Source organism: Lentzea sp. NPDC004782 (assembly GCF_040609115.1).
Taxonomy (GTDB): Bacteria; Actinomycetota; Actinomycetes; order Mycobacteriales; family Pseudonocardiaceae; genus Lentzea.
In genome coordinates this window covers 98,956-124,560 of sequence record NZ_JBEXJN010000030.1, presented here as the reverse complement: position 1 = coordinate 124,560, position 25,605 = coordinate 98,956, and the positions used below count along the sequence as shown (strand labels likewise).

The window sequence follows — 25,605 nt, the reverse complement described above, 5'->3', positions numbered from 1 at the left end:
ACTCGCCGCTGATGGACCCGATGCTCGCCGACTTCCGCGACGCCATCAGCGGCATCACCTTCCACACCCCGGCCGTCCCCGGCCTCGGCGACGTCGCAAACGCCGAGTACTGGGTTCGCCACGTCCGCGACACCGTCCGCTTCCACGACACCGTGACCCGCCTGGGAGACAAGACGTTCCTGGAGATCGGCCCCGACGGCGTCCTGTCGGCGTTGGTCGAAGGCGGCATTCCCACGCTGCGCAAGGACCGTGACGAAACGCGGAGCCTGATCACCGCGCTGGCCCGCCTGCACGTCGAGGGCACCGGCGTCGACTGGACGCCGTTCTACGAAGGCGGCAGCCGGGTCGACCTGCCGACGTACGCGTTCCAGCGGCAGCGGTTCTGGCCGTCGGCCGCGAAGAACGCCGACGCGTCCGGCCTCGGCCTCACCGCGGTCGGCCACCCGCTGCTCGGCGCCGCGGTCGAGCTCGCCGACGGACATGGCGTGCTGTTCACCAGCAGGCTGTCGGTCGCGACGCAGCCGTGGCTCGCCGATCACGTCGTCGGCGGCCGAATCCTGTTCCCCGGCACGGCGTTCGTCGAGCTGGCGTTGCGCGCGGGCGACGAGCTCGGCCTCGACCGCGTCGACGACCTGACGCTGTCGGCGCCGCTCGTCCTCACCGACCCGGTGCAGATCCAGGTCGCGGTGGGCGCGCCCGATGCCACCGGACGCCGCTCCATCGCCGTCCACTCACGCCTCGACCAGGACACGCCGTGGCTCGAGCACTGCACGGGTTTCCTCACGTCCGGCACCGCGGACCTGGCATTCGACACCGCGGTCTGGCCGCCCGCCGGTGCGGAAGCGGTTGCCCTGGAAGGGTTCTACGAGCGGCTCGCGGACAACGGCTTTGCGTACGGGCCGTCGTTCCAGGGCCTGCGCGCGGCCTGGAAGCTCGGCGACGACGTCTACGCCGAAGTCGCCATTGCCGAGGACGCGGACCGCTACGGCCTGCATCCCGCGCTGCTCGACGCCGCTCTGCACGCCGCGGACCTCGGCACGTCCGAGGGCGGCATGCCCTTTGCGTGGCAAGGGGTTTCGCTGCACGCGACCGGTGCTTCCGCGCTGCGCGTGCGCATCCGTCCCCAGGGCGAGTCGTTCTCAGTCGTGGCAACGGACCCCGACGGCACACCGGTCGTGTCGGTCGACTCCCTGGTCACCCGCCCGATTCCCGTCGGCGATTCCGGGATCGCGCGCGAAGCCCTGTTCCACGTCGACTGGACGCCTGTCGCACTCCCCGCCGAGACCGCTGAAGCCGAGGTGGAGCACCTCGTTTCCGACGGCTCGCCGGTCGAGTCCGCCCACGCGCTGACCGCAAGGGTGCTCGCGCGCCTGCAGCAGTGGATCAGCGATGAGCGCCAGGGCCGTCTCGCGTTCGTGACGCGTCCCGGTGACCTCGGCGCGGCTGCCGTGTGGGGCCTGGTGCGGTCGGCGCAGACCGAGCACCCCGGCCGTTTCGTGCTGGTCGAGTCGGACGGCGACGTCCCGGCGGAGGTCTTCGCGCTGGACGAGCCGCAGATCCGGTTGCGTGACGGGGCAGCGTTCGTGCCGCGCCTGGCCCGGTTGACGCCCGCCGGCGGATTCTCCTGGCAGGGCAAGGTTCTGATCACCGGCGGCACCGGTGGCCTGGGCCTGGTGATCGCCCGCCACCTCGTCGTCACGCACGGTGTCCGCGACCTGCTGCTCGTCTCGAGGCGCGGCGAGGCCGACGTCGCGGAGCTGGAGGCGCTGGGCGCCAACGTGATCGTCGAGGCCTGTGACGTCTCCGACCGCTCGGCCCTGGAATCGTTGTTGTCGCGGCACGAGATCCGCGCCGTTGTGCACACCGCGGGCGTCCTCGACGACGGCACCGTCGAGTCCCTGACGCCCGACCGCGTCGACACCGTGTTGCGCCCCAAGGCGGACGCCGCCTGGCACCTGCACGAGCTCACCCCGGACCTCGACGCGTTCGTGGTGTTCTCGTCCGTCGCGGGCACGATCGGCACGGCCGGCCAGGGCAACTACGCCGCCGCCAACGCGTTCCTCGACGCCCTGATGGAACACCGCCGCGCCACAGGCCTCGCCGGTACGTCGCTGGCGTGGGGGCCGTGGATCGCGGGCATGCTGTCCGGTGCCGACGCGGAACGCATGGCGCGCACCGGAATCCCCGGCCTCACCGTCGAGCAGGGCGTGGAGCTCTTCGACGCGGCCGCGGGCGCCGGCAACGCCGTCCCGGTCCGCCTCGACCTGCCGGTGCTGCGCGCCCGCGGCGACGTCCCGCCGATGCTGCGCGGCCTGATCAAGACGCGCCCGCGTCGCGTGGTCGCGGGCTCCGGCACCGCCACGTCGCTGACCAGCCGTCTGTCCGGTTTGGACGAAAGCGCTCGTCTGGAAGCGTTGCTGGACCTCGTGCGCGGCCAGGTCGCCACGGTTCTCGGTCACGCGGGCACCGACGAGATCGACCCGGGCCGCGCCTTCCAGTCCCTCGGCTTCGACTCGCTGACCGCCGTCGAGCTGCGCAACCAGCTCACCGCCGTGACGGGCCTGCGCCTGCCCGCCACCCTGGTCTTCGACTACCCGAACGCGGGCGTGCTCGCGGCCCACCTGCACGACGAACTGTTCGGCGCCGACGCGGTGATTCCGCCGGCTGAGGTGCGTTCGGCGGTCTCCGACGACCCGATCGTGATCGTCGGCATGGCCTGCCGCTACCCCGGAGGCGTGTCGTCCCCGGAAGACCTGTGGCGCCTGGTGGTCGAGGGCGTCGACGCCGTGACCGACTTCCCGTCCAACCGCGGCTGGGACGTCGACGCGCTCTACCACCCGGATCCCGACCACCTCGGCACCTCTTACACGCGCTCGGGCGGCTTCCTGCACGACGCCCCGCTGTTCGACCCGGCGTTCTTCGGCATGTCCCCGCGCGAAGCCCTGGCCACCGACTCCCAGCAGCGTCTCCTGCTGGAAACGGCGTGGGAGTCCCTGGAACGCGCCGGCATCGACCCGGTTTCCCTGCGGGGCAGCGCGACGGGCGTGTTCGCGGGCGTCATGTACACCGACTACTCGGTCGTGATCAGCGGCAGCGAGTTCGAGGGCTACCAGAGCATGGGCAGCGCCGGCACGTTCGCGTCCGGCCGCGTCTCCTACACCTTCGGTTTCGAGGGCCCGGCCGTCACGGTCGACACCGCCTGCTCCTCGTCCCTGGTCGCCCTGCACCTGGCCGCCCAGGCGCTGCGCAACGGTGAGTGCTCCCTGGCCCTGGCCGGCGGCGTGACCGTCATGTCGACGCCGTCCACGTTCATCGAGTTCTCCCGCCAGCGCGGTCTTTCCGCCGACGGCCGCTGCAAGTCGTTCGCCGACGCGGCTGACGGCGTGGGCTGGTCCGAGGGCGTGGGCCTGCTGGTGCTGGAACGCCAGTCCGACGCCCTCCGCAACGGCCACCAGATCCTGGCCGTGGTCCGCGGCTCCGCGATCAACCAGGACGGCGCCTCCAACGGCCTGACCGCTCCGAACGGCCCATCGCAGCAACGTGTGATCCGCTCCGCCCTCGCCTCGGCGGGCCTGTCGGCCTCCGACGTCGACGTGGTCGAGGCGCACGGCACCGGCACCACCCTGGGCGACCCGATCGAGGCCCAGGCTTTGCTGGCCACCTACGGCCAGGACCGCACCACGCCTCTGCTGCTCGGCTCCATCAAGTCGAACATCGGCCACTCCCAGGCCGCCGCCGGTGTCGCCGGCGTGATCAAGATGGTCCACGCCATGCGCCACGGCCTGGTCCCCGCCACCCTCCACGTCGACCGGCCCTCCACCCACGTGGACTGGGACGCCGGCGACATCACCCTCGTCACCTCCGCCACGTCGTGGCCCACCGTCTCGCGCCCGCGCCGCGCCGGCATCTCGTCGTTCGGCGTCTCCGGCACGAACGCCCACGTCATCCTCGAAGCCGCAACCCCTTCTCCGATTTCTGTGGACAACCCGTCCCCTGTGGACAACCCGTCCCCTGTGGACAACTCGGCCGCTGCCGATCTTGCTCGCCCGGAATCGTCAGACCCGCGTGGGACGATTGGAGTGGGGACCTCGTTCTCCCCCTGGGGCCCCCAGTCGGGATCGATTCCGTGGCTCGTTTCGGCGAAGTCGGCGGCCTCGCTCGACGCGCAGGTCGAGCGGGTGCTGGAGCTCGACGGCGACCCGCTGGACATCGGCTACTCGCTCGCGTTGAAGACGACGTTCGACCACCGGGCCGTGGTGCTCGGCGGTCAGGTCGTCGCCAAGGGTGCGGTGACCGGGAAGCCGTTGGCGTACGTGTTCTCCGGGCAGGGCTCGCAGCGCCTCGGCATGGGACGCGAGCTGTACGAGGCGTTCCCGGTGTTCGCGAGTGCGTTGGACGAGGTGCTGGCGCACCTCGAAGACGTCCGCGAGGTCATGTGGGGCGACGACGCCGAGGCGTTGAACCAGACCGGCATCACCCAGCCCGCGATCTTCGCGGTTCAGGTTGCCCTGTACCGGTTGCTGGAGTCGTTCGGGCTGAAGCCCGCGAAGGTCGCCGGGCACTCCATCGGCGAGATCGCGGCCGCGCACATCGCCGGCGTCCTGAGCTTGGAGGATGCCGCGAGGCTCGTCCGTGCACGGGCCAGCCTCATGCAGGCGTTGCCGACCGGTGGCGCGATGGTGTCCGTCATTGCCTCCGAAGAAGAAGTGTGGCCGCATCTGACTGATGGCGTGTCGATTGCCGCCGTCAACGGGCCGCGGTCCGTGGTGATCGCCGGCGTCGAAGAAGAAGTGCTCGCCATCGCCGAGCGGTGGAAGAACAAGCGGCTCAAGGTCAGCCACGCCTTCCACTCGCCGCTCATGGAGCCGATGCTCGACGACTTCCGCGCGGCGATCGCGGACATCGAGTTCCGCGAGCCGGTTGTCGGAATGTCAACATCCGGCGATGTCACCACGGCCGAGTACTGGGTGCGGCATGTGCGGGACGCGGTGCGGTTCCACGACAACGTCACCGCGTTGGGTGATGTGACGGTGGTCGAGGTGGGGCCGGATGCGCAGTTGACGGCGATGGTTGACGGGTTGATTCCGACGTTGACGCGCGTCAAGTCTGATGTTGAGTCAATGTTGACTGCACTCAGTCAAGTACATGTCGACGGAATCAATGTTGACTGGGCGCAGCTGTACACCGGCGGTCGACGAGTCGACGTTCCCACGTACGCGTTCGACCACCAGTCGTTCTGGCCGGAGAACACCGCGAAGTCGGACGTCCGTTCGGCCGGACTCGGCGCGGTCGAGCACCCGCTGCTCGGCGCGGCCGTCGAGCTCGCCGGCGGAGCGGGCTACCTGTTCACCGCGCGACTGTCGCGGCGGTCGTGGCTCGCCGACCACACGGTGCACGGCGCGGTGCTCGTGCCGGGTGCGGCGCTCGTCGAGCTGGCTGTGCGGGCGGCGGACGAGGTCGGGCTCGAACGCGTCGAGGAGCTGACGCTCGCGGCGCCGCTGGTGCTGCCGGAGAGCGGCGGCGTCCAGGTCCAGCTGATCGTGGGCGTCGAGGAGAACGGTCGCCGGTCGATCTCGGTCTACTCCCGGCCGGAGACCGCGGTTGACGAGCCGTGGACGGAGCACGCCACCGGTGTGCTCGGGTCCGGCGGGGACGTCGCCGAGGTGGGGGAGTGGCCGCCGCGCGCGGACGCGATCGACGTGACGGACGCGTACGAGCGGTTCGCGGAGAACGGACTCGAGTACGGGCCCGCGTTCCAGGGGCTGCGCGCGGCGTGGCGGGACGGCGACACCGTGTACGCCGAGGTCGCGTTGCCCGAGGGCGTGGCGGCCGGAGGATTCGGGCTGCACCCGGCACTGCTCGACTCGGCGCTGCACGCGGCGTTGCTCGTCGACGACGGCGTGGGACTGCCGTTCTCGTGGGAAGGCGTGTCCCTGCACGCAACGGGCGCGACGGCGTTGCGCGTGAAGCTGACCCGCCACGGCGGCGGCATCGCGATCGCGCTGGCCGACACCGCCGGGAGTCCGGTCGCGTCGGTGGACGCGTTGGTGGTGCGCGCGGTCTCGGCCGGGCAGCTCAGCACGGTGGACCGGGACTCGCTGTTCCAGCTCGACTGGGCCGAGATCGAGGTGCCCGCCGAGCCCGCCGCGAACGTCGTGGTGGAGCACGTAGTCGCCGAGGGCGAGGTCGTCGAGGCGACCCACACCCTTGTCGCACAGGCGCTGGCGAAGCTGCAGGAATGGATCGCCGACGGACGTCCGGAGAAGCTGGTGTTCGTCACCGGCATGGGCTGCCTGGCGGGCGCGGCCGTGCGCGGCCTGGTGCGGTCGGCGCAGACCGAGCACCCCGGCCGGTTCGGCATCATCGACACCGACTCCGGCGAACTCGTGCCGCGAGCGTTGGGCAGCGACGAACCCGAGCTGATCATCCGCGACGGCGTGGTGAAGGCGGCGCGGCTGGCGCGGGCGACCGCGGTCCAGCGCGAGGTCACGTGGCAGGGCCCGGTGTTGATCACCGGCGGCACCGGAGGCCTGGGCGGCGTCATCGCGAAACATCTTGTCGCACAGGGCGTTGACGAGCTGGTGCTGGTCAGCAGGCGCGGCGAGACGCCCGGATGGGTCGCCGAACTGGACGCGCGCGTCACCGTCGCGAAGTGCGATGTCAGCGACCGCGAGGCCGTGCGGAAACTGATGAAGAAGCACCCGGTCCGGTCGATCGTGCACGCCGCCGGTGTGCTCGACGACGGCGTGATCGAGTCGCTGACGCCCGGCCGGCTGGCGAACGTCCTGCGCCCCAAGGTCGACGCCGCCTGGAACCTGCACGAGCTCGCGCCCGACGCCAGGCTCGTGCTGTTCTCGTCCGTCGCCGGCACGCTCGGCAGCGCGGGCCAGGGCAACTACGCGGCGGCCAACGCGTTCCTCGACGCCCTCGCCGCGCACCGGCCGAACACGGTGTCGCTGGCCTGGGGCGCCTGGGAAGGCGGCATGGCCGACCACCTGTCCGAAGTAGACGTCGAGCGCATGCGCCGCGCCGGCATGCCGCCGATCTCGGTGGAGCAGGGCGTCGAACTGTTCGACGCGGCCATCGCGCACGGCGGTCCCGCGCTGATGCCCTTCCGCCTCGATCTCGCCGTGCTGCGGGCCAGGGGCGAGGTGGCGCCGGTGCTGCGCGGCCTGGTCCGGGCGCGTTCGAAGCGTTCCGTGGCGGGCTCGGACACCGCGGTCACGCTGGTCTCGCGGCTCTCGGCGTTGTCCGAGGAAGATCGGCTTGAGGCGCTGCTCGACGTCGTGCGCACCGAGGTGGCGGCTGTTCTCGGCCACGGTGGCGCGCACGCGGTCGATCCGGCGCAGCAGTTCCGCGACCTCGGGTTCGACTCGCTGACCGCCGTCGAGTTGCGCAACCGGCTGACCGCGTCGACCGGGATCCGCCTGCCCGCGACGCTGATCTTCGACTACCCGACCTCAGGCGCCCTGGCCTCCTATCTGCGGGACGAGCTGCTCGGCGCGGTTTCGCCGGTGGAGTCGTCGCCCGCATTGATGTCCACTTCGGACGATCCGATCGTGATCGTCGGCATGGCCTGCCGCTACCCCGGCGGCGTCACGACGCCGGAAGAGCTGTGGCAGCTCGTGATGGACGAGGTCGACGCGGTCACCGGATTCCCGGCCGACCGCGGCTGGGACCTCGAAGGCCTCTACCACCCGGATCCCGACCACATCGGCACCTCCTACACGCGCTCCGGCGGCTTCCTGCACGACGCGGCCGAGTTCGACCCGTCGTTCTTCGGCATGTCGCCGCGGGAGGCACTCGCGACCGACACCCAGCAGCGCCTGCTGCTGGAGACCGCGTGGGAGGCCCTGGAACGCGCGGGCATCGACCCGACCTCGTTGCGCGGCAGCGCGACCGGCGTGTTCACCGGCCTGATGTACAACGACTACCAGTCGGTCGTCGGTGGCGGCGACATGGAAGGACACCAGGGTCAGGGCAGCGCGGGCAGCGTCGCGTCGGGCCGCGTGTCCTACGTGTTCGGCTTCGAGGGACCCGCCGTCACGGTCGACACCGCGTGCTCGTCGTCGCTGGTGGCGATGCACTGGGCGATCCAGTCGCTGCGGTCCGGCGAGTGCTCGCTCGCGCTCGCCGGTGGCGTGACGGTGATGTCGACGCCGTCGACGTTCATCGAGTTCTCCCGGCAGCGCGGCGTTTCCGAGGACGGCCGGTCCAAGGCGTTCTCCGACTCCGCCGACGGCGTGGGCTGGGCCGAGGGCATCGGCCAGGTCGTGCTGGAACGCCAGTCGGACGCGCTGCGCAACGGCCACCGGATCCTCGCCGTCATCCGCGGTTCCGCGGTCAACCAGGACGGCGCTTCCAACGGCCTCACCGCCCCCAACGGTCCGTCGCAGCAACGTGTGATCCGGGCAGCGCTGGCCTCGGCCGGGCTCACTCCGGCTGATGTCGACGCGGTGGAGGCGCACGGCACCGGAACCCCGCTGGGCGACCCGATCGAGGCCCAGGCGCTGCTGGCCACCTACGGTCAGGACCGCTCCGAACCGCTGCTGCTCGGCTCCATCAAGTCGAACATCGGCCACTCGCAGGCCGCCGCGGGTGTCGCGTCGGTGATCAAGATGGTGCAGGCGCTGCACCACGGCGTGCTGCCGCGGACCCTGCACATCACCGAACCGTCGTCGCACGTCGACTGGGAGGCGGGCGCCGTCGAGCTGCTGACCTCCACGCGCGTGTGGCCCGCCGTGGACCGCCCACGCCGCGCGGGCGTCTCCTCCTTCGGCGTCTCGGGCACCAACGCCCACCTCATCCTCGAAGCCGCAACCCCCTCTCCGGTTTCTGTGGACAGCTTGGCGCCTGTGGACAACTCGACCGTTGTCGATCTTCACGGCCCGGTTTCGCCGGCCTCCGATGAGACGATTGGAGTGGGGACCTCGGTCTCCCCCCAGGGCCCCCAGGCGGGATCGATCCAGGGCGCGGGTGTGCCGTGGGTGGTGTCGGCGAAGTCGGCGGAGGCGCTGGCCGCCCAGGTCGAGCGGATCAGGTCCGTGGAGGCGGACGCCGTCGACGTCGGGTTCACGCTGGCCAGGCGGGCAGGCTTCGACCACCGGGCGGTGATCATCGGGGACGACGTCGTCACCGGGCACGTCACGACCGCGGGCAAGACGGTGTTCGTGTTCCCCGGCCAGGGCTCGCAGTGGGTCGGCATGGGGCGCGAGCTGCTGGCGTCCAACGAGGTGTTCGCGCGCCGGATCGCGGAGTGCGACGAGGCGCTGCGGCCGTTCGTGAGCTGGTCGCTGACCGAGGCGCTGCGCGACGAGCTGGAACTGGACCAGGTCGACGTCGTGCAACCCGTGCTGTGGGCGGTCATGGTGTCGCTGGCCGAAGTGTGGCGCTCGTACGGCGTTGAGCCCCAGGCCGTTGTCGGGCACTCGCAGGGTGAGATCGCGGCGGCCGCGGTCGCCGGGGCGTTGAGCCTGCGCGACGCGGCGCGCGTCGTGGCGTTGCGGTCGCAGGCCGTTGACGAGGCGTTGTCGCGGCGCGGCGGCATGTTGTCGGTGTCGTTGCCCGTCGACGAGGTGCGGCCGCTGATCGCCCGGTACGAGGAGCGGGTGGCGGTCGCGGCGGTCAACGGGCCGCGGTCGACGGTCGTGGCGGGCGAGGCCGAGGCGCTCGCGGAGATCGTGGCCGAGTGCGTGGCGCAGGACGTCCGGGCGCGGATGATCGCGGTGGACTACGCGTCGCACACGCCGCAGGTCGAGGCGATCCGGGAACGGGTGCTGGCGGACCTCGCCGGCATCGAGCCCCGCACCGGCGAGATCGCGCTGTACTCGACGGTCACCGGCGAACCGATCGACACCGCGACCATGGACGCCGGCTACTGGTACACCAACCTGCGGCAGACCGTCGAGTTCCAGAACGCCACGAACGCCTTGCTGCGCGACGGTTTCCGATTTTTCGTCGAACCCAGCGCCCACCCGGTGCTGACGATCGGCGTCGAGCAGACCGTCGAAGCCGCGGGCACCGAGGCCGTGGTGCTCGGAACCCTCAGGCGCAACGAAGGCGGCCACAAGCGGCTGCTCACCGCGCTCGCCCAGGCCCACGTCAGCGGTCTGGACGTCAAGTGGAGCTTCCCCGGCGGCAAGCTGATCGACCTGCCGACCTATGCGTTCCAACGGCAGCGGTACTGGCCGGCCGGACAGGTTCGGTCGGGCGACCCGTCCGGACTGGGACTCAGCGCGGTCGAGCACCCGCTGCTCGGCGCCGCGGTCAGCGTCGCGGGCAGCGAGGACGTGCTGTTCACGTCGAGGCTGTCGGCACGATCCCACCCGTGGCTCGCCGATCACGCCGTCAGCGGCACGATCCTGTTGCCCGGCACCGCTTTCGTGGAGCTCGCGGTCAGGGCCGGTGACGAGGTCGGCTGCGAGAAGCTCGACGAGCTCACGATCTCCGCGCCGCTGGCGCTCGACGGATCGGTGCAACTGCAGGTCGCGGTGCGTGGTGAGGACACCAGCGGGCGTCGCGCGGTCGTGATCTACTCGCGCACCGAGGACGACGCGCCGTGGACCGAGCACGCATCCGGCACGCTGTCGGCAGGCAGCACCACCAGTGACTTCGACGCGACGACATGGCCGCCGAACGCGGAAAGCGTTGACGTGGAAGGGGCCTACGAGCGGTTCGCGGACATGGGCTTCGAGTACGGGCCCGCGTTCCAGGGACTGCGCGCGGTGTGGCGGGACGGCGACGACGTGTACGCCGAGGTCGTCACGTCGGAGAGCACGACGGGCTTCGGCCTGCACCCGGCGTTGCTGGACTCCGCGCTGCACGCCGCGTTGCTCGCGAAGGACGGTGCCGGGCTGCCGTTCTCGTGGGAAGGCGTGTCGCTGCACGCCACCGGCGCGACGGAACTGAGGGTCCGGCTGCGCTCCCGCGGCGACGCCATGGAAATCGCGCTCGCCGACACCATCGGCCAGCCCGTCGCCACGGTGGAGTCGCTCGTGGTGCGTCCGGTCGCGTTGCCGCGCAACGAGGTTGACCGCGACTCGCTGTTCCGGATCGAGTGGACGCCTGTGGCGTTGCCCGCCGAGGCAGCGGAGAACGTCGTCGTGGAGCACGTCGTCGGCGACGGCAACGTGATCGAGTCGACGCGGGCGCTGACGACAAGGGTGCTCGCCAAGCTTCAGGAGTGGATCTCCGGCGAACGTGCCGAGCGGCTGGCTTTCGTGACCCGCGAAGGAGATCTGGCCGGGCAGGCTGTGTGGGGACTGGTGCGCTCGGCGCAGACCGAGCACCCCGGACGGTTCGTGCTGCTCGACATCGACGACGAAGCCGTGCTGCCGCAAGCGCTTGCCGCGGACGAGCCGCAGCTGCGCATCAGGAACGGGCAGCTGCAGGCACCGCGGCTGACTCGGGCCGCGGCGGCGCGGGACATCACCTGGGAAAGCCCGGTGCTGATCACCGGTGGCGGCGGGCTCGGTGGCGTGATCGCGCAGCACCTCGTCGCCGAACACGGCGTCACCGAGCTGGTTCTGGCCAGCCGCAGCGGCAAGAAGCCCGACTGGGAAGTCGATGCGGCCGTCAAGGTCGTCAAGTGCGATGTCAGCGACCGCAAGGCGGTGCAGCGACTGCTGAAGAAGCACCCCGTGAAATCCGTCGTGCACACCGCGGGCGTGCTGGACGACGGCGTGATCGAGTCCCTGACACCCGAGCAGCTCGACACCGTCCTGCGTCCCAAGGTCGACGCGGCCTGGCACCTGCACGAGTTGCTGCCGGACGCCAGGATCGTGCTGTTCTCGTCCGCCGCGGGCATCCTCGGCGGTGCCGGCCAGGGCAACTACGCGGCGGCCAACGCGTTCCTCGACGCCCTCGCCGAGCACCGGCCGAACACCGTGTCGCTGGCCTGGGGCACGTGGGAGGCGTCGGTCGGGCTCACCGGATCGCTGACCGACGCCGACCGGGAACGCCTGGTGCGGGCCGGGATGCCGCCGATCACGCCCGCGCAGGGCACCGCGCTGTTCGACGCGGCGGTGGCGAGCGGCGAAGCGGTGCTGTTGCCCGCACGCCTCGACCTCGCGACCCTGCGCGCACAGGGCGAGGTGCCTTCGTTGCTGCGCGGCCTGATCAGGACCCGTGCGCGCCGCGCGGTCGCCGGTTCCGACGCGGCGACCGGCCTGGCCGCGAAGCTGCGGCCGTTGAGCGGCGCCGACCGTCTCGACGCGCTGCTCGACCTGATCCGCACGCAGGTCAGCGCGGTGCTGGCGCTGGAGAGCTTCGACGCCGGGAGGGCGTTCCGCGACCTCGGCTTCGACTCGCTGACCGCCGTCGACCTGCGCAACCGCCTCACCGCCGTCACCGGGCTGCGGCTGCCCGCGACCCTCGTGTTCGACTACCCGACGGCCCACGTCCTGGCAACCTTCCTGCGCGACGAGCTGTTCGGCGCGGACAGCGGCACCGTCGTTGCCACGCGGACGGTTTCCGACGACGACCCGATCGTCGTCGTGGGCATGGCGTGCCGGTTCCCCGGCGGGGTGTCGACGCCGGAAGACCTGTGGCAGCTCGTGCTGGACGGCACGGACGCGATCTCGGAGTTCCCGTCCGACCGCGGCTGGGACCTCGACTCCCTGTTCTCCGGCAACGACGTCGGCACCTCGGCGACGCGGCTCGGCGGCTTCCTGCACGACGCGGGCGACTTCGATCCGGCGTTCTTCGGCATGTCGCCGCGGGAGGCGCTCGCGACCGACTCCCAGCAGCGCCTGCTGCTGGAGACCGCGTGGGAGGCGTTCGAACGCGCCGGGATCGACCCGATCTCGTTGCGCGGCAGCGACACCGGCGTGTTCGCCGGCGTCATGTACAACGACTACGCGCAGCTGCTCGGCGGTGAGTTCGAGGGCCACCACGGCACCGGGTCGTCGCCGTCGGTCGCGTCCGGCCGAGTGTCCTATGTGCTCGGCCTGGAAGGACCGGCCGTCACGATCGACACCGCTTGCTCCTCTTCTTTGGTGGCAATGCACTTGGCTGTGCAGTCGCTGCGCACGGGGGAGTCGTCGCTGGCGCTCGCCGGTGGTGTCGCGGTGATGTCGACGCCCGCGACGTTCATCGAGATCTCGCGGCAGCGCGGCGTCTCGCCGGACGGGCGCTGCAAGGCGTTCTCCGAAGGCGCGGACGGCACCGGGTTCTCCGAGGGCGTCGGCCTGCTCGTGCTGGAACGGCAGTCGGACGCCGTGCGGCTCGGCCACAACATCCTCGCGGTCCTGAAGGGCACCGCCGTCAACCAGGACGGCGCGTCCAACGGCCTGACCGCGCCCAACGGCCCCTCTCAGCAACGGGTGATCCGCGCGGCGCTGGCGTCGGCCGGGCTCGCTCCGGCCGACGTCGACGCCGTGGAGGCGCACGGCACCGGCACCTCGCTCGGCGACCCGATCGAGGCGCAGGCGCTGCTCGCCGTCTACGGGCAGGAGCGTTCCGAGCCTCTCTACCTGGGCTCGATCAAGTCGAACATCGGTCACACGCAGTCGGCCGCCGGTGTCGCCGGCGTCATCAAGATGATCATGGCGCTGCAGCACGGCGTGCTGCCGCGGACGCTGCACGTGTCCGCGCCTTCCTCGCACATCGAGTGGGACGCGGGCGCCGTCGAGCTCCTCACCTCGTCGCGGGACTGGCCCGCTGTCGACCGTCCGCGTCGCGCGGGCGTCTCCTCGTTCGGCATCAGCGGCACGAACGCTCACGTGATCTTGGAGGCGCCGTCGGGGATCCCCCCGATTTCCAGCGTATCGAGCGTTGACTCCGGGCGACCGGGCTCGCCGAAATCTGTGGACAACTCGGCGCCTGTGGACAACTCCGCCAATGTCGATCTTGCCGGCCCGGAATCGTCGGACCCGCGTGCGACGATTGGAGTGGGGACCTCGGTCTCCCCCCAGGGCCCCCAGTCGGGATCGATTCCGTTGGTGGTGTCGGCGAAGTCGACAGGGGCGTTGCGGACACAGGTGGAGCGGATCAAGGCGCTTGTCAACGGCGGGCAGGACCCGATGGACGTCGGGTTCTCGCTGGCCGGGCGCAGCAGGTTCGAGCACCGGGCAGTGATCGTCGGCGACGAGGTCGTCGACGGCGCCGTGGTCGAGACCGGGCCAGGGCCGGTGTTCGTGTTCCCCGGCCAGGGCAGCCAGTGGCACGGCATGGCGGTGCGGCTGCTCGACGAGGACGAGACGTTCGCGCGGTGGATGGCCGAGGCGGACCGCGCGATCGCGGACCACGTCGGCTGGTCGGTCATCGAGGTGCTGCGCGGCGACGCCGGGCTGCTGGAACGCATCGAGGTCCTGCAGCCCGCGCTGTTCGCGATCATGATCTCGCTCGCGCAGACGTGGCGGGCGAACGGTGTGGAGCCCGCCGCGGTCGTCGGCCACTCGCAGGGCGAGATCGCGGCCGCCTACATCGCCGGCGCGCTCAGCCTCGACCAGGCCGCGCGGATCGTCGTCCAGCGGTCGCAGCTGTTCGCCGACGAGCTCGTCGGCAACGGCGCCGTCGCCAGCATCGCCCTGCCCGCCACCGAGGTCGAGAAGCTGCTGCCGCCGGAGCTGGCGATCGCGGGCGTCAACAGCCCGCACGCCTGCACGGTCGCCGGCGCGGTCCCCGAGCTCGAGAAGTTCGTGGAGAGCTGCCTGGCCAAGGACATCCGCGCCCGCGTGATCGGCAGCACGGTCGCCTCGCACTGCGCCCAGGTCGACCGGCTCCGCGACCAGATCCTGGAGCTGTTCGCGGACATCACGCCACAGACCAGCAGCGTGCCGTTCTACTCGACCGTCACCGCCGAACGCATCGACACCGCGACCCTCGACGCCGAGTACTGGTTCCAGAACGCCCGGCAGCCCGTCAGCTTCGCCAAGGTCGTCGAAAAGCTCGTGCGGGACGGCCACCGCGTGCTCATCGAGTCGAGCGCGCACCCAGTGCTGATGCTGCCCGCACAGCAGACCGCGGAGGCGATCAACGCCGAGATCGTCGCCATCGGCTCACTGCGCCGCGACCAGGGCGACAAGCAGCGGTTCACCACCTCGCTCGCGGAGGCGTGGGTCGCGGGCCTCGACGTCCAGTGGCGCTACCCCGGCGGCAGGAACGTCCTGCTGCCCACGTATCCGTTCGACCGCCAGAGGTTCTGGCCCGAGCCGCTGGTCAAGGACACCTCCGACCCGGTCGACGCCGAGTTCTGGGAACTCGTCGACAACGGCGGCCTCGAAGACCTCGGTGTCGGGCAAGACGTCGCAAACACACTCGCCGAGTGGCGCAGCCGCCGCAAGTCCGAATCCACAATGGACCGCTGGCGGTACCGCGACCAGTGGACCCCGGTCACCGTCACCGGAGCACCGACTGGCACGTGGCTCGTCGTCACATCCGGCACCGAGGCCCAGGACGTCATCGACGCGCTGAACGCCGTGCACATCGACGTGGACGAGCAGATCAGCCGCGAAGACCTCGTCGAACGGCTGCCAGCGACGATCGACGGCGTGATCGCGATGACCGGCCTGCGAGCGACGATCACGTTGGTGCAGACGCTGGCCGAAGCCGGTGTCAGCGCACCGGTCTGGGCGGTCACCCGCAAGGCCGTGGCGATCGGCGACGAGGAGGTCGACCCGGCCCAGACCGCGATCTGGGGCCTCGGCCGAGTCGCCGCACTCGACCTGCCCCGCCGCTGGGGCGGCCTGATCGACCTGCCGGAGGCACTGGACCCCAAGGCCGCACAACGGCTCGCGGCCGCGTTGACCGGCACCGAGGATCAGATCGCCATCAGGGACAACGGAGTGTTCGCACGCCGCCTGGTCCGCACGAACGCCCGCCACAGCCCGGAGTTCCAGGCCTCCGGCACCGTGCTGATCACCGGTGGCACCGGCGCGCTCGGCGGCCACGTCGCCCGTTGGATGGCCGAGGCCGGCGCCGACCACCTGGTGCTCACCAGCCGCCGCGGCCTCGGCGCACCGGGCGCGGCAGAACTCAAGGCAGAGCTGGAGAACACGACCCGCGTCACGATCGCGGCCTGCGACGCGGCGGACCGCGAAGCACTCGCGGCCCTGCTCGCGGGCATCGACGACCTCACGACGGTCGTGCACGCGGCGGGCATCGGCACCGGCGACGCCCCGATCGACGAACTGCGCTACGAGGACGTCACCGCGTTGCTCGACACGAAGATCACCGCGGCGAAGCACCTGCACGAGCTCGCTCCGGAAGCCCGGTTCATCCTGTTCTCGTCGGGTGCGGCGAGCTGGGGCAGCGGCGGCCAGCCCGCGTACGGGGCGGCCAACGCCTACCTCGACGGCCTCGCCCACCTGCGCCGCTCGCAAGGCCTCAAGGCGACGTCGATCGCGTGGGGCGCCTGGGCCGACGCCGGAATGGCCGCCGACCACGACATGTACGAGGCGCTGCAACGGATCGGCATCGGCTCGATGCCGCCCGAGCTCGCCATGAGGGTGCTGCGCCAGGCCGTCGCCGACGACGAGACCCAGCTCACCGTCACCAACATCGACTGGGCGAAGTTCGCGCCCAGCTTCACCGCCGAACGCCCGAGCCCGCTGCTCAGCGGCATTCCCGAAGTGCGCCAGGCACTTGCCGAGGAACCCGTCGAGGAGTCGGAGCTCAAGCAACGCCTGGCCAAGCTCACCGAGGCCGAACGCGACCGCGCGCTGCTCGACCTCGTGCGCACCGAGGCCGCGAAGACGCTGGGCTACGCGGAAAGCGATCAAGTCCCGGTCGGCAGGGCGTTCCGCGAGCTGGGCTTCGACTCGGTCACGGCGGTCGAGATGCGCAACAGGTTGAAGACCGCGACGGGTCTCGCGCTGCCCGCGACACTCGTGTTCGACTACCCGACCGCGACGACGCTTTCGCAGCACCTGAAGGACGAGCTGTTCGGTGGCGCGCACCAGATCGAGGTCCGCGCGGCCACCCAGGTCTCGGACGACCCGATCGTGATCGTCGGCATCGGCTGCCGCTACCCCGGCGGTGTCACGACGCCGGAAGCGTTGTGGGAACTCGTGTTCGAGGGCCGCGACGTCATCTCGCGGTTCCCGACCGACCGCGGCTGGGACCTGGAACGCCTCGCCAGCTCGACGTTCGAGGGCGGTTTCCTCGACGCCGTCGCCGACTTCGACGCGGGCTTCTTCGGCATCTCACCGCGCGAAGCCGTCGTGATGGACCCGCAGCAGCGGCTCCTGCTGGAAACCTCCTGGGAGGCCCTGGAACGCGCGGGCATCGATCCGACCTCGCTGAAGGGCAGCCTGACCGGCGTCTTCGTCGGCACCACCGGGCAGGACTACGAGTCGCTGCTCAACCGCTCGCTGGAGGAGACCGGCCCGTACGCGACGACGGCGTTCTCCGCGTCCGTGCTGTCCGGCCGCATCTCCTACCTGCTCGGGCTGGAAGGCCCCGCGGTCACCATCGACACCGCCTGCTCGTCGTCGTTGGTCGCCATGCACTGGGCCTCGCAGGCGCTGCGCAACGGCGAGTGCGACCTGGCGCTGGCCGGTGGTGTCGCGGTCATGACCACGCCGAACGCCTACTCGGCTTTCACCGCGGCCGGCGGGCTCGCCCCCGACGGGCGCTGCAAGGCGTTCGCCGAGGCCGCCGACGGCACCGGCTGGTCCGAGGGCGCCGGTGTCGTGCTGCTGGAACGGCTGTCGGACGCGCGGCGCAACGGCCACGAAGTGCTCGCGGTGCTGCGCGGCTCCGCGATCAACCAGGACGGCGCGTCGAACGGCCTCACCGCGCCGAACGGCCCGTCCCAGCAGCGCGTGATCCGGCAGGCGCTGGCGAACGCCGGTCTGCAGCCGTCCGAAGTGGACGCTGTCGAGGCGCACGGCACCGGCACGACCCTGGGTGACCCGATCGAGGCGCAGGCCGTGCTCTCGACGTACGGTCAGAACCGCTCGCAGCCGCTGCTGCTCGGCTCCATCAAGTCGAACCTCGGCCACCCGCAGTCGGCCGGTGGTGTCGCCGGTGTGATCAAGATGGTCATGGCGCTGCGTCACGGCGTGTTGCCGCGAACGCTGCACGTCGACGCGCCTTCGTCCAATGTGGAGTGGCAGACCGGCAACGTCGAGCTGCTGACGGAACGCCGCGACTGGGATCGGAACGGCCATCCGCGCCGGGCCGGTGTCTCGTCGTTCGGTGTGTCCGGCACGAATGCGCACGTGATCATCGAGGAGGCACCGGAGTTCACCGCGCCGGTTCCCGAGGTGACCACCAGTGCCTCGGTGGTGCCTCTGGTGGTGTCCGGACGGTCCGAGGAAGCGCTGGCCGACCAGCTCGCGCGCCTCGGCACCGTGGACGCCTCGCCGCTCGACCTCGGCTACTCGCTCGCGGTGTCGCGCAGCTCGTTCGAGCACCGGGCCGTGCTCGTCGACGGCGTCGAGATCGCCAGGGGAGAGGCGGCCGAGCGCGACCTGGCCCTGCTGTTCACCGGGCAGGGCTCGCAGCGGCTCGGCATGGGCCGGGAACTGTACGAGCGGTTCCCGGTGTTCGCGGACGCCTTCGACGCCGTGCTCGCGCACCTCGACCCGTCACTGCGGTCGATCATGTGGGGTGAGGACGCGGAGGCGCTGAACCGGACCGGCAACGCCCAGCCCGCGATCTTCGCGCTCGAAGTCGCGCTCTACCGGCTCGCGGAGTCGTTCGGCATCAAGGCAGACCGGCTCGCCGGGCACTCGATCGGCGAGATCGCGGCCGCGCACGTCGCCGGCGTGTTCAGCCTGGAAGATGCGTGCACGCTGATCTCCGCGCGAGCCGCGCTGATGCAGGCGCTGCCCGCCGGTGGCGCGATGATCGCCGTCGAGGCAAGCGAGGACGAGGTGACGCCGCTGCTCACCGCCGGCGTGTCCATCGCGGCGGTCAACGGGCCGAACGCGGTCGTCATCGCCGGTGTTGAACAAGAGGCTCGTAGGATTGTTGAACAACTCAACGGTCGGAAGTTCAAGCAGCTCAAGGTGAGCCACGCGTTCCACTCGCCGCTGATGGAGCCGATGCTGGACGACTTCCGTGCGGCGATCAGCGGCATATCGTTCAACAATCCAACAATCCCGTTGTTGGCTGGTGGGATCGTTCAACAATCCGAGTACTGGGTGCGGCACGTGCGGGAGACCGTGCGGTTCCACGACACGGTGCGCGCGCTCGACGGCAGCACGTTCCTGGAGATCGGCCCCGACGGTGTGCTGTCGGCGATGGTCAGCGGCATCCCGCTGCTGCGCAAGGACCGCGGCGAGGAGCAGGCGTTCGTCGCCGGGCTCGCCCGCCTGCACGTCAGCGGCGCGACCGTGAACTGGAGCGCGCTGTTCGAAGGTACCGGCGCGCGCCGGGTGGGCCTGCCGACGTATGCGTTCCAGCACGAGCGCTACTGGCCGACCGTGCTCGACGTCGCGCCGATCGACCGCGCCAAGTCCTCCGTGGACTCCTGGCGGCACCGCGAGTCGTGGGAACAGATCACCCCGCGTGGCAAGGCGGCCGGAACCTGGCTGGTGCTCGGCGAGGAGAACGATTTCGCGCGCGAGGTCGCGGCGGCTGTCGGTGGCACGGTGGTGCAGCAGGTTCCGGAGTCGCCGTTCGACGGGATCGTGTCGTTGCTCGCGCTGGACTCCGAGGCTGACGAGAACGGCGTGCCGCGCGGCGTGATCACGACGATGGAGCTGATCCAGTCGTTGGCCCGCAAGGGGGTCAGTGCTCCGGTGTGGGCGGTGACGCGCGGTGCGGCGACCAGCGCGACGCAAAGCGCCGTCTGGGGTCTCGGCCGGGTGGCGGCGTTGGAACTGCCCGCGCAGTGGGGCGGTCTGGTCGACGTCACCGGCGACGTCTCGCACCTGTCCGCCGTGCTCGCCGGTGACGAGACCGAGGTCGAGATCCGTCCCGAGGGTGTGTTCGCGCGGCGTTACGACGTTGCCACGCCCACCGATGCGATGTGGGAGCCGCGCGGCACCGTGATCGTCACCGGCGGCACGGGCGCGCTCGGCACGCACGTCGCCCGTGACCTGAAGAACCGCGGCGTCGAGAAGATCGTGCTGGTCAGCCGCCGTGGTCTCGACGCGCCGGGCGCGGTCGAGCTGCGTGACGAGCTGGGTGCGGAGATCGTGGCGTGCGACGTCGCCGATCGGGCGGCGGTCGAGCAGCTGCTGGCCGAGCACCCGCCGAACGCGATCGTGCACACCGCCGGCGTGCTGAGCGACGGCGTGCTCGAAGGCCTTTCCCCGGAACGGTTCGCCGGCGTGTTCCGGTCGAAGGTCGCCTCCGCGCTGGTGCTCGACGAGGTGACGCGCTCGCTGGAGCTCGACGCGTTCGTGCTGTTCTCGTCGGTCGCGGGGGCGCTCGGCAATCCTGGCCAGGCCAACTACGCGGCCGCCAACGCCGTGCTCGACGCGATCGCGCGGGACCGGCGTTCGGCAGGACTGCCCGCGACGTCGATCGCCTGGGGTGCGTGGGCCGGTTCCGGCATGGCCGACGGGGTGGGCGCCGACCTGAGCGCGATCACGATGCGGCCGGACCTGGCCGTGGAGTCGATGTGGCGTGCGGTCGCCGAGTCCGAGCCGACCGTCGCCATCGCGATCCTGCCCGAGAAACCCAAGGCACGTAAGAAGGTCGCCTTTACCGGTGACGTGCTGGAGGTCGTTCGGACGGCCGTCGCGTCGGTGCTCGGCTACGCCGGACCGCACGCGGTGGGCGTGGACAAGGAGTTCCGCGACCTCGGCTTCGACTCGCTGACCGCGGTCGAGCTGCGCAACCAGCTGTCGGCGGCGACCGGCCGGACGCTGCCGGCGTCACTGGTCTACGACTACCCGACCCCACGGCGACTTGCTGACCATCTGCGCGGTGGCGCGGCCGAGTCGTCGGACGCCGTCGTTGCGCGCAACGACGAACCGATTGCCATCGTCGGTATGGCGTGCCGCTTCCCCGGTGACGTGAACACGCCAGAAGAACTGTGGCAGCTGCTGCTCGACGGACGTGACGGCATGGGCGCGTTCCCCGTCGACCGCGACTGGGACGTGGAGTCGGTGCTGGCGACGTCGATCACGCACGAGGCCGGATTCCTCGCCGGGACCGCGGACTTCGACCCCGCGTTCTTCGGGATCTCACCGCGTGAGGCGCTCGCGATGGATCCGCAGCAGCGGTTCCTCCTCGAGACGACGTGGGAGGCCCTGGAGCGCGTCGGCGTCGATCCTCTCTCGTTGCGGGGCTCGCAGACCGGTGTGTTTGTCGGCACCAACGGTCAGGACTACGCCACTTTGCTCACGTCGTCGGCCGAGGACACGGAAGGCCACGCGGCTACAGGTCTCGCGGCTTCCGTCATCTCGGGTCGCCTCTCGTACACGTTTGGCTTCGAGGGCCCTGCGGTCACGGTCGACACCGCGTGCTCCGCTTCTCTCGTCGCCATGCATCTCGCCGTGCAAGCACTGCGCGGTGGTGAGTGCTCACTCGCGGCGTCCGGTGGTGCGACGATCATGACCACGCCGTACGCGTTCGCCGAGCTCACCAGGCAGGGTGCTCTCGCGGCGAACGGCCGGTCGAAGGCGTTCTCCGACGACGCGGACGGCGCTGGCTGGTCCGAGGGCGTCGGCATGGTCGTGATGGAGCGGCTGTCCGATGCCGTCCGCAACGGGCATCGGGTGCTGGCGGTGATCCGCGGATCGGCGGTCAACCAGGATGGCGCTTCCAACGGCCTGACCGCGCCCAACGGTCCCTCGCAGCAGAGGGTGATTCGTGCTGCTCTCGCGAACGCCGGTCTGTCCGTGGGCGACGTTGACGCCGTGGAGGCGCACGGCACCGGTACGGCGCTGGGGGACCCGATCGAGGCTCAGGCCTTGATCAACACCTACGGCGCGGACCGGTCGACGCCTCTGTGGCTGGGATCGGTGAAGTCGAACATCGGCCACACGCAGGCCGCCGCGGGTGTCGCCGGTGTGATCAAGATGGTGCTCGCGCTGCAGCACGGCGTGCTTCCTCGGACGCTGCACGTGGCCGCGCCTTCTTCGCACGTCGACTGGTCGGCGGGCACGGTCGAGCTGCTCACTGAGGCGCGCGAGTGGGAGTCCAACGGCCACCCGCGCCGGGCGGGCGTCTCGGCGTTCGGCATCTCCGGCACGAACGCCCACATGATCTTGGAAGAGGCGCCGTCGGGGATCCCCCCGATTTCCAGCGTACTCGCAGAAAACGCTGGTCAGGCCGCCGCCGCGGAATCTGTGGACAACTCGGCGCCTGTGGACAACTCGGCCGTTGCTGATCTTGCTAGCCCGGAATCGTCGGACCCGCGTGCGACGATTGGAGTGGGGACCTCGGTCTCCCCCCAGGGCCCCCAGTCGGGATCGATTCCGTTGGTGGTGTCGGCGAAGTCGCCGGCGTCGCTGAAGGCTCGTATTGAGCAGGTGCGCGCGCTCGAAGGCAAGGCGGAGGACATCGGGTTCTCGTTGCTGACCACGCGGTCGATGTTTGACCACCGTGCGGTGCTCATCGGGGACGAAGTGGTTCAAGGCGTTGTGCAAGAGAGTGCGCCGGTGTTCATCTTCCCCGGACAGGGCTCGCAGTGGCACGGCATGGCGGTCGAGCTGCTGGACGAGGACGAGACGTTCGCGCAGAGCATGGCCGAGTGCGACGAGGCGATCGGCAAGCTGGTCGACTGGTCCGTGCGGGACGTCCTGCGTGGCGACGCCGAGCTGCTGGAACGCATCGAGATCCTGCAGCCGACGCTGTTCGCGGTGATGGTGTCGCTGGCCCGGACGTGGCGGAAGAACGGCGTCGAGCCGGCCGCGGTCGTCGGCCACTCCCAGGGCGAGATCGCCGCCGCCTGCGTCGCCGGGGCGCTCAGCCTCGACGAAGCGGCCAGGATCGTCGTGCTGCGGTCCCAGCTGTTCGCGGACGAGCTCGTCGGCAACGGCGCGGTGGCGAGCGTGGCACTGCCGGTCGAGGAGGCGCGGCAGCTCATCGAGCGGTGGCCGGCGCTGTCCATCGCGGGCATCAACAGCCCCAACGCGTGCACGGTCGCCGGCGCGCTCCCCGAGCTCCACGAGTTCGTGGAACTGTGCCAGGCCAGGGAGATCCGGGCACGAGTGGTGGCGAGCACGGTCGCCTCGCACGGGCCGCAGGTCGAACCGCTGCGCGAAAAGCTCATGGCGATGCTCGGCACGATCACGCCGCGCACCACCGACATCGCGTTCTACTCGACCGTCAAGGCCGACCGCATCGACACCGCCACCCTCGACGCCGGCTACTGGTACGAGAACGCGCGCAGGCCCATCGAGTTCGTCGCGATCACGCGGAAGCTGATCGAGGACGGCTACCGGGTGTTCGTCGAGTCGAGCCCGCACCCCGTGCTCACGATGTCCGCGCAGGCCACCGCCGACGCGGACGGCGCCGAACTGGTCACGGTCGGCTCGCTGCGCCGCGGCCAAGGAGGAAAAGCACGGTTCACCACGAGCCTCGCCGAGGCGTGGGTCGCGGGTCTCGACGTCCGGTGGAGCTACCCCGGCGGGCGCAAGATCGACCTGCCGACGTATCCGTTCAACCGCAGCAGGTTCTGGCCGAAGGCCGGCGGTCGGGCGAGCAACGCCGAGGACAGCGCGTTCTGGCAGCTCGTCGAGAACGGCGGCCTCACCGACGCGCTCGGCGTGGACGCGGAGAACGTCCTCCCGGCACTCAGGGAATGGCGCGCGAAGCAGCAACAGAAGTCCACGGTGGACGGATGGCGCTACCGGGACTCGTGGCAGCTGCTGCGCGGCGTCCAGGCGACCGGCATCAACGGCACCTGGCTCGCCGCGGTTCCCGAGCACACCGACGAGTGGACCGAGGCCGTGCTCAGGACCTTCGGCAACGACCTCGTGCGGATCACCGTCACGAAGAACGCCGAACGCGCCCTGCTCGCCACCGAGCTGACCGGGATCGAACCGGTGGGCGTGATCTCGTTGCTCGGCACGGAGAACACTCCGCACGAGGAGTTCACCTCGACCCCGCTCGGCCTCGCCCTGAACGTCCTGCTCCTGCAGGCGCTCGGCGACGCCGGCAGCACCGCGCCGTTCTGGGCGGTCACGAAGCAGGCGATCTCGACCGGCGCCACCGACCACGTCGCCAACCCCGGCCAGGTCGCCTTGTGGGGCCTGGGCAGGGTGGCCGCGCTCGACCTGCCGCGCCGCTGGGGCGGTCTGGTCGACCTGCCGGAGACCATCGACGGCCAGATCGAGCAAGGCCTGGTCGCCGCGATCACCAACGGCGGCGGCGAAGACCAGCTCGCGGTCCGCGACACCGGCGTCTACGGCCGCCGGCTCGTCCCGGCCCAGCGCGCGGCGAAGTCCACCGAATGGACCCCGCGCGGCACGGTCCTGATCACCGGCGGCACCGGCGCGCTCGGCGGCCACGTCGCCCGCTGGGTCGCCGGCCGCGGCGCCGAGCACGTGCTGCTCACCAGCCGCCGAGGCGACCAGGCGCCCGGAGCCGGCGAACTGCGCCAGGAGCTCGAAGCGCTCGGAGCCCGCGTCACCATCGCGGCCTGCGACGCCTCCGACCGCGACAGCCTCAAGGCGGTGATCGACTCGGTACCCGACCTCACCGCCGTCGTGCACGCGGCCGGCGTCGTCGAGGGCAACGCGCCGACCGACACGCTCGGCATCGACCAGCTGGACCGGCTGCTCAAGGCCAAGATGACCAGTGCCTGGCTGCTGCACGAGCTGACCGGCGACCTCGACGCGTTCATCCTGTTCTCGTCCGGCGCGGCGAGCTGGGGCAGTGGTGCGCAACCCGCGTACGCCGCCTCCAACGCCTACCTCGACGGCCTCGCGCACTTCCGGCGGGCACAGGGCCTCAAGGCCACGTCGATCGCCTGGGGCGCCTGGGCCGGCTCCGGCATGGCGTCGGAGAACGAGGAAGGCGCCGAACAGCTGCGCCGCCGCGGCGTCCACACGATGAAACCCGACCTCGCGATCATCGCGCTGCAGCAGGCGGTCGAGGACGGCCACACGTCGCTGACGATCACCAACATGGACTGGGAGAAGTTCGCGCCGAGCTTCACCGCGTCCAGGCCGAGCCCTCTGCTGATGGGCATCCCGTCGGTCCAGAAAGCCCTGGAAGAACCGGAAACGACGGACTCGGGGCTCAAGGAGCGGCTGCTCGCGTTGCCCGAAGCGGACCGCACACGGACGCTGCTCGACCTCGTCCGCACCGAAGCCGCCGCGACACTGGGCTTCGACAGCGCGGAGGCGTTCGGGCCGAGCAGGGCGTTCCGCGACGTCGGCTTCGACTCGGTGACGGCCGTCGACCTGCGCAACCGGCTCAAGGCGGTCACCGGCGTGGCACTGCCCGCGACGCTGGTGTTCGACTACCCGACCCCCGCCGCGCTCGCCCAGTTCATCCGAACGGAGCTCCTCGGCGAGGCCACGGCCGCCAACGACCCGGACGCGCACATCCGCGAGACGCTCGCGTCGATCCCCGTCAGCCGCCTGCGCCAGGCCGGTCTGCTGGACCTCGTCCTGCAACTCGCTCAGGACAGTGGGGAAAACAACAGCGCCGGAGATGTTGTGCTTGCAGCCGAGGCGGAATCGATCGACGACATGGACGGCGAAGCCCTCCTGCGTCTGGCGATCGGGGACGCCATGAACTAGCGGGCGA

Annotated in this window: 1 protein-coding gene; it reads left to right on the top strand. The window is 70.8% G+C overall.

The genetic code is table 11. The features are described from left to right. Positions 1-20 precede the first annotated feature (20 nt). Positions 21-25,598 carry a type I polyketide synthase gene (locus tag ABZV40_RS26895; protein WP_355447077.1) on the top strand — a complete coding sequence of 8,526 codons (25,578 nt, stop codon included), beginning with the start codon at positions 21-23 and terminating at the stop codon, positions 25,596-25,598. Positions 25,599-25,605 lie beyond the last annotated feature (7 nt).

Excerpts from the sequence above, each read along its gene's own strand:
- ABZV40_RS26895 (WP_355447077.1), top strand. The coding sequence starts at position 21 with ATGCTCGCCGACTTCCGCGACGCCATCAGCGGCATCACCTTCCACACC.